Origin of the sequence: Enterococcus sp. 125944, from assembly GCF_051909435.1 — a bacterium.
Lineage (GTDB): Bacteria > Bacillota > Bacilli > Lactobacillales > Enterococcaceae > Enterococcus_D > Enterococcus_D gallinarum.
Map to the genome: position 1 here is coordinate 21,387 of NZ_JBQASY010000028.1, position 6,694 is coordinate 28,080.

5 protein-coding genes and 1 pseudogene are annotated in these 6,694 nt (G+C 42.9%); 5 read left to right on the top strand and 1 reads right to left on the bottom strand.

From position 1 onward, the window contains the following. The first annotated feature begins 10 nt into the window (after positions 1–10). From ACTFWY_RS16470 to ACTFWY_RS16490, 5 genes and pseudogenes are all read left to right on the top strand, one after another. Positions 11–1,405: pseudogene (locus tag ACTFWY_RS16470) on the top strand (glycoside hydrolase family 43 protein). Positions 1,406–1,723: 318 nt separating this feature from the next. Then, on the top strand, positions 1,724–2,647 hold the full coding sequence (locus tag ACTFWY_RS16475; RefSeq protein ID WP_439927274.1) for an alpha/beta fold hydrolase: 924 nt from the start codon (positions 1,724–1,726) through the stop codon (positions 2,645–2,647). A gap of 128 nt (positions 2,648–2,775) precedes the next feature. Next, the gene (gene serC, locus ACTFWY_RS16480; protein WP_003128738.1) at positions 2,776–3,849 is read left to right on the top strand and encodes a 3-phosphoserine/phosphohydroxythreonine transaminase; all 1,074 of its coding nucleotides are present in this window, start codon (positions 2,776–2,778) and stop codon (positions 3,847–3,849) included. Then, positions 3,850–5,034 carry a phosphoglycerate dehydrogenase gene (locus ACTFWY_RS16485; RefSeq protein WP_003128739.1) on the top strand — a complete coding sequence of 395 codons (1,185 nt, stop codon included), beginning with the start codon at positions 3,850–3,852 and terminating at the stop codon, positions 5,032–5,034. It begins immediately after the preceding gene. Then, complete coding sequence (locus tag ACTFWY_RS16490) at positions 5,034–6,254, top strand: DUF1015 domain-containing protein (protein WP_003128740.1); 1,221 nt, start codon at positions 5,034–5,036, stop codon at positions 6,252–6,254. The genes ACTFWY_RS16485 and ACTFWY_RS16490 overlap by 1 nt, the downstream gene beginning before the upstream one ends. Before the next feature lie 112 nt (positions 6,255–6,366). Here the strand turns inward: ACTFWY_RS16490 and ACTFWY_RS16495 are convergent. After that, a partial coding sequence (locus ACTFWY_RS16495; RefSeq protein ID WP_182454472.1) for an IS3 family transposase occupies positions 6,367–6,694 on the bottom strand: 328 nt, incomplete at its 5' end.

Here is a 6,694-nt window from a genome sequence, read left to right on the forward strand (position 1 = left end):
AGGAGAGACAATGAGAAAAAATGGTATTATTTGTGCATTGATTTTGGCGACTCCTTTCGTAGGAGGTTGCGGTACTTCTCATGAAACGCTGGTTGACGATTTCACAGCGATCATCGACAACGATGGTGCAGACCCGTGGATTTTTCAAGATGAGAAATATTATTATTATACGAAAACTACTGGTAACAACTTAACCCTTTGGCGTTCGGAAAATCTGACTGAAGTAGCAGCGGGGGAGAAAAAAGTCATCTGGGAAATGCCTGCGGAGTTTGAAAGTATCTGGGCACCGGAACTTCATCAGCTGGATGGTACGTGGGTCGTTTATTTTGCGGCCAATCATCCCTCAGAAACCCACCGGATGTATGCACTAGTCAACGAAAACCAGGATCCTTACAGTGATGATTGGCAGTTGGAAGAAATCAAAGGACTGGATGACAAGTTTGCTATTGATGGAACTGTCCTCGAATTAGACGAACAACAGTATTTCCTTTGGTCAGGTTGGGAAGGATATGAAAATATTGCCCAAAATATTTATATTGCTGAAATGATCTCACCTACAGAAGTCATTGGTGAAAAGCAGCTGATTTCGACTCCGGAATACGAATGGGAAATGCGGCAAACGCCGTTGATTAACTAAGCACCTCAAGTGATCATCAAAGAAGATACGGTAAATGTGGTCTATTCGGCTAGTGGAAGTTGGGACAATGATTATGCACTGGGACTTTTGACAATGGATCGCCAAGATGATCCATTAGATACCCGAAGTTGGACGAAAGAATCCGAACCGATTTTTCAGCAGACAGAAACTGTTTTTGGTCCCGGGCACAATGGGTTTGCCAAGTCGAAAGACGGCACCGAAGACTGGTTGATATTTCACGCTGCTCGTTGGGATCATTCTGGCTGGCAACGCTCGATTCGTTTGCAGCCAATCAAATGGGAAGAAAACAAGCTGAAATTAGAAGTTCCTTTAGCGGATAATGAAACACAGAAGCTTCCCAGTGGTGAAGCAAAAAGGATCCGAATGACCGCCAGTGATGCGCTTCTTGAAGGTGATTTAGTAACAGTGACAGACGAGGAAGCATTGATGAAAAAAGTGGTTCAAGGGTTTGAATCGACCGAAGATCGTTTGGTTTTTCAACCAACAATGGGACAGGCTAGTGAAGCGACGGTCATCGTTTATCTTAAAACTCAAGATTATTTGTCATTGAATGAGCCCGTGTATGTTCAACTGAAAACAGATGATGACAGCCAACGTTTGGCGGTCTATCCGTCACAATACTGTCAGCCTATCCAAACTACTATGAATTTGAAAGCAGGCACTATCAAAATCGAAGTGTCTTCAGAAATTGGGGTCGACACACTGAGTGTCGATCGGATGGAGATCATACCAAAAGAGGGAGAATAGTTTCTAGAGCTGCTTTCAGTGGTTTAGATATCATAACACTGAAAGCAATGGCGTGGCTCAAATGGCCATGCTGTGATCTGTCTTGTTCAATTTAGGGCTGTTCTTCGATCCGAATGAAGCAAACTAACATCCTAAAGCAGTGTCATGGACAGACGTGCCATGATACTGTTTTTTTTTTGAGTAATTAGGATGAGCCGCTGATAGAGCTCTAGGCCAAGATAGGCAGTTTTCCTTCTTCCATGTATAATAAAGACAAATGGGACGGAGCAAATCGTTTTACAAAGTAGACGTAAAAGTAAATGCAAATGAGGTGAATGGATGAAAACCAGGCAAGAAATGATTCGATCTTCAAACGGCAAAGATCAACTTTATGTGAAAATTTGGCAGCCGGAGGGACAGTCCAAAGGAATGCTTCAGCTGATCCATGGCATGATTGAACACATTGAACGGTACGATCCGTTTGCTCAATATCTCGTTTCAAAAGGATTCACAGTGATCGGTCATGATCACTTGGGACACGGGAAAACAGTAGCTGAGCAAAACGAGTATGGGACATTTGGAGAAACAAATGGTGCGGATTATCTTGTAGCAGATGTGGGATTGGTTCAGCGTTTTGCGTTGGAGCAGTTTCCAGCTCAACCTTATTATCTTTTAGGTCATAGTATGGGCTCTTTGGTTTTGCGCAATTTTTTGTATCAGAAAAATACAAAATTGGCAGGAGCAATCATTATGGGGACGACACTGGAAGCGCCGGCCAAAATGACCAGTGCCGCTTTATTGACGAAGTCGTTGATGCCTTTTCGACAGCAAGCATGGCCTTATCGCGTGATGGAAAATCTGGTTTTTGGTCAACATAATCGGCGGTTTCAGCCCAACCGAACGGCGAAAGATTGGTTGTCCAGTGATCCCCAACAAGTAGATGCTTATTTAGCAGATCCGCATACGCAATTTCATTTTTCATTAAGTGCCTATCGAGATTTGTTTTTATTGACAAAAAAAGCGAGTGCCCCCCGCCTGTTGCAGAAAATCGATCGCGAATTGCTGTTACTGCTGATTTCAGGAAAAGAAGATCCTGTGGGCCATTATGGCAAGAGTGTCCGTAAGCTAGCAAACTATTTGAACCAGCAAGGGCAGCGGCATCTGACAGTTTATTTGCTGGAAGGCGGTCGTCACGAGATCTTAAATGAAACCAATAAACAAGTCGTATTTCATGAAATCTGGCAATGGTTAGAAAGCAATTGAGGAACGTTATCAATTGCTTTCATCTTTTTTTCAGAAAATTGAGAATTTTAATTATTTTTAACCTTTTTTCATATTCCTCCTTCTGCTATAATGGGTGTCACATCTAACAACAAAGGAGAGATTTTTGTATGACTGTTTATAACTTTTCAGCTGGTCCCGCCGTCTTGCCCCGCCCCGTATTGGAAAGAGCTCAATCCGAGCTTTTGGATTATCGTGGCAGTGGGATGTCCGTTATGGAGCTGAGTCATCGGTCTTCCTTGTTTGAAGAGATCATTCAAGACGCAGAAGCCCTCTTGCGGGAATTGATGGCGATCCCGGATAACTATCGGGTGCTGTTTTTGCAAGGTGGAGCAAGTCTGCAATTTAGTATGGTGCCATTAAATTTAGCGAAAAACAAAAAGGCCCTTTATATCAACACGGGCTCTTGGTCAAAAAAAGCGATTCAAGCGGCTGAAGCAGTTGCTACGGTTGAGGTGATCGCATCAAGTGAAGATAAGCATTTTACTTATATTCCAGAAATCACAGTAGATAACATCGACCAAACAGCGACTTATCTGCATATTACTACGAATAATACGATTGAAGGAACAGCTTTTCAGACGATTCCGGATGCTGGCAAAGTCCCGATCATTGCTGACATGTCATCAAATATCTTGGCCAATGAGTATCGTGTAGAAGATTTCGGTATGATCTATGCAGGTGCCCAAAAGAACATTGGACCAGCAGGATTGACGGTGGTTATTATTCGAGAAGATTTATTAAATGAAGAAGCGGTCTTTGCTCCAATGTTGGACTATCGTCTTCAAGCTGACAACGGTTCCCTTTACAATACGCCGCCTACTTACAGCATTTATATCGCAAAACTGGTTTTTGAGTGGTTGAAAGAATTAGGCGGTGTAGCAGCGATTACTGCGCAAGACCGACAAAAAGCTGCACTGCTCTATCAAGCGATCGAAGCATCGAACTTGTTTAGCAGTCCCGTAGACAAAAATAGCCGCTCCCTAACGAACATTCCTTTTATCACTGGCGATAAGGAGCTGGATCGACAATTTAATGAAGCTGCAGAAGCAGCCGGCTTTAAAAACTTAAAAGGACACCGTTCGGTAGGCGGTATGCGAGCAAGTTTGTACAATGCGTTCCCTATCGAAGGCGTTCAGGCACTTGTCGATTTCATGAAATCATTCGAAGCGGAGGTCAAATAAATGTATCAGATCAAGACATTCAATGCGATTGCACCAGAAGGGCTTCAAAGGCTAAACAAAGAAAAATATGCCATCAATGAAAGTGATGAGCCAGAAGGAATCTTGCTGCGAAGCCAAAAGCTGCATGACTATCCTTTTCCAAAAAGTGTATTAGGGATTGCGCGAGCTGGAGCTGGTACGAACAATATTCCGGTCAAAGAATGTACAGAACAAGGCATCGTCGTCTTCAATACCCCAGGAGCTAATGCAAATGCAGTCAAAGAGTTGGTTATTGCAAGCTTGTTATTAAGTGTTCGCCCGATTCTCCAAGGTGCTCAATGGGTCCAAACACTGAACGGATCAGATGTAGAGGAACAGGCAGAAGCCAACAAAAAGCAATTCGCCGGTACGGAACTAGAAGGCAAAAAGCTTGGTGTGGTTGGGTTAGGCTCGATTGGTGCCATGGTCGCTAACGATGCCTACCGCTTAGGGATGGAAGTTGTGGGCTATGATCCTTATGTTTCGGTGGACACAGCGTGGACCATCTCCCGCAGAGTCAAACGGGCCAATGATTTAGCAGAAATTTTCACAACCTGTGATTTCATTACTCTTCACGTGCCATTGATGGAAAACACCCGCCATTTAGTGGGCAAGAATGAATTGGCCAAAATGAAGCCAACGGCTAAACTGTTTAACTTTTCTCGTAGTGAGATCGTTGATACAGCTGCAGCTCTTGCTGCGTTAGATAATAATGAGATTGCTGGTTATACAACTGATTTTGCAGATGAACGCTTACTGGGCCATGACAACGTGCTAGTTCTACCGCATTTAGGAGCATCGACAGAAGAGGCTGAGATCAATTGTGCCAAAATGGCTGCCCGCACATTGAAGAAATTTTTGGAGTTTGGGACGATCAAACGCTCAGTGAATTTTCCAACCGTAGAAATGGCGTTCCATTCGCCGTATCGTTTAACAGTGATTAACCGCAACGTGCCAAATATGCTAGGACAAATTTCCTCGATCATCGCTGAATCTGGAATCAACATCGATAATATGTTGAATCGCGGACGTGACGACTATGCCTACACATTGGTGGATGTCGGAGCAACAGATGCTGCATTGCTTGAAGCGGTGGCAGATAAATTACGAGCTAAAGAAGATATTATTCGCGTGCGAGTGATCAAGAATCAGGAGGTAGGCTATTAATGGTTCAAGTTTTTCCTTTTAAAGCAATCCGCCCACAAACTGACTTAGCAGAGAAAATTGCGGAGTTGCCCTATGATGTAGTCAACACGCAAGAAGCAGCGGCATATGCTGCCGGCAACCCTTACAGCTATTTTCATATCGATCGCTCAGAAATCGATCTGCCAAATATTGCTCCTTATGATCCGCAAGTGTATGCGAAAGCAGCAGAAAATTTGGCTGCTTTTCGAGAAAAAAAATGGCTGATCCAAGACAATGCACCGTCCTATTATTTATATGAGCTGACAATGGCGGGGCGGAGTCAAACTGGGCTTGTTGTTTGCACATCGATTGAGGATTATGTAGCTGGTAAAATCAAAAAACATGAGTTTACTCGACCAGAAAAAGAAGTTGACCGCATCAATCACATCCAAGCTTGTGATGCAAACACGAGTCCAATCTTTCTAAGTTACCGTCAGCCTGAGTCCTTAAAAAAAACGATCCAGGATTGGCAGAGTCACCATCAACCGATCTATGATTTCACGAGTTACCATGAGGTCCATCATCGGGTTTGGCTGATCGATGATTCTGCGGTGATTGCTGCTTTATCACAAGAATTCTCAGCGATTGATGCGTTGTATATCGCTGACGGCCATCATCGTACCGAGTCGGCAGTGAAAGTCGGCTTGCAAAAGCGCAAGGAAAAAAACAATAGTGAGGAAAGCGAGCGCTTCTTAGCGATTTTGTTTCCGGAAAATGAATTGGCGATCTGGGAATACAACCGAGTGGTCAATGTACCGATTCCAGATCATTTCTTCGATCATCTAGCAGAGAAATTTCACATTGAGAAGCCAACTAGCAGCAAGCCTTCTCAAAAGGGAACCTTCTATTTGTATTTGGGCCACGAATGGTTCTCTTTAACCATCAAAGAAGCAGGGAATGACGCAGTCGAAAGTCTGGATGTTTCTCTTTTGCAAAAAAATATCTTAGCGCCATTACTCGGTATTGAAGATGTCCGCACAGATAAGCGCATCGATTTTGTAGGAGGAATTCGTGGTCCAGAAGAATTGGAACGGATGGTGGATTCCGGAGAATGGACAATGGCCTTTTTGATGTATCCAACGCAGATGAAAGATTTATTGGCTGTTGCCGATGCGAATGAGATCATGCCGCCTAAATCTACATGGTTTGAACCCAAATTGTTAAGTGGTCTGTTTTTACATGATTTAGAAACCAAAAGCTAGAAAGCTAAAAAGAAAAAAGCCGCACGTCTGCAGAGAAATGTAGTGACCCCAAAAAGTTAGACTTTTATGGAGTGGAGAAATCCACTCCTTTTTTGTATGATAAGATTAACTGTTAGACAGCTGTTTTTACAGCTTCTCGAAACTGAACCGGACTTCGCCAATTTAATTTCTTTTTGATGCGTTTATGGTTGTAATAATAGATATATTGGTCAATTTTTGTTTTCAATTCATCTAAACTCCGATAGACTTCTCCGTGAAAAATCTCTTGCTTTAATAAACCAAAGAAGTTTTCCATAGGTGAGTTATCTAAACAATTCCCTTTACGAGACATACTCTGGAAGATTTTATGCTGCTTCAATTTATTCTTATAAGCATTCATTTGATAGGCCCATCCTTGATCTGAATGGAAGGTTCTACGAAATGGACAATCATTTGTCATC

What these genes read in the sequence shown, in the direction of transcription:
- ACTFWY_RS16490 (WP_003128740.1), top strand. Translation starts at nt 5,034, where the DNA reads ATGGTTCAAGTTTTTCCTTTTAAAGCAATCCGCCCACAAACTGACTTA.
- serC (WP_003128738.1), top strand. Translation starts at nt 2,776, where the DNA reads ATGACTGTTTATAACTTTTCAGCTGGTCCCGCCGTCTTGCCCCGCCCC.
- ACTFWY_RS16485 (WP_003128739.1), top strand. Translation starts at nt 3,850, where the DNA reads ATGTATCAGATCAAGACATTCAATGCGATTGCACCAGAAGGGCTTCAA.
- ACTFWY_RS16475 (WP_439927274.1), top strand. Translation starts at nt 1,724, where the DNA reads ATGAAAACCAGGCAAGAAATGATTCGATCTTCAAACGGCAAAGATCAA.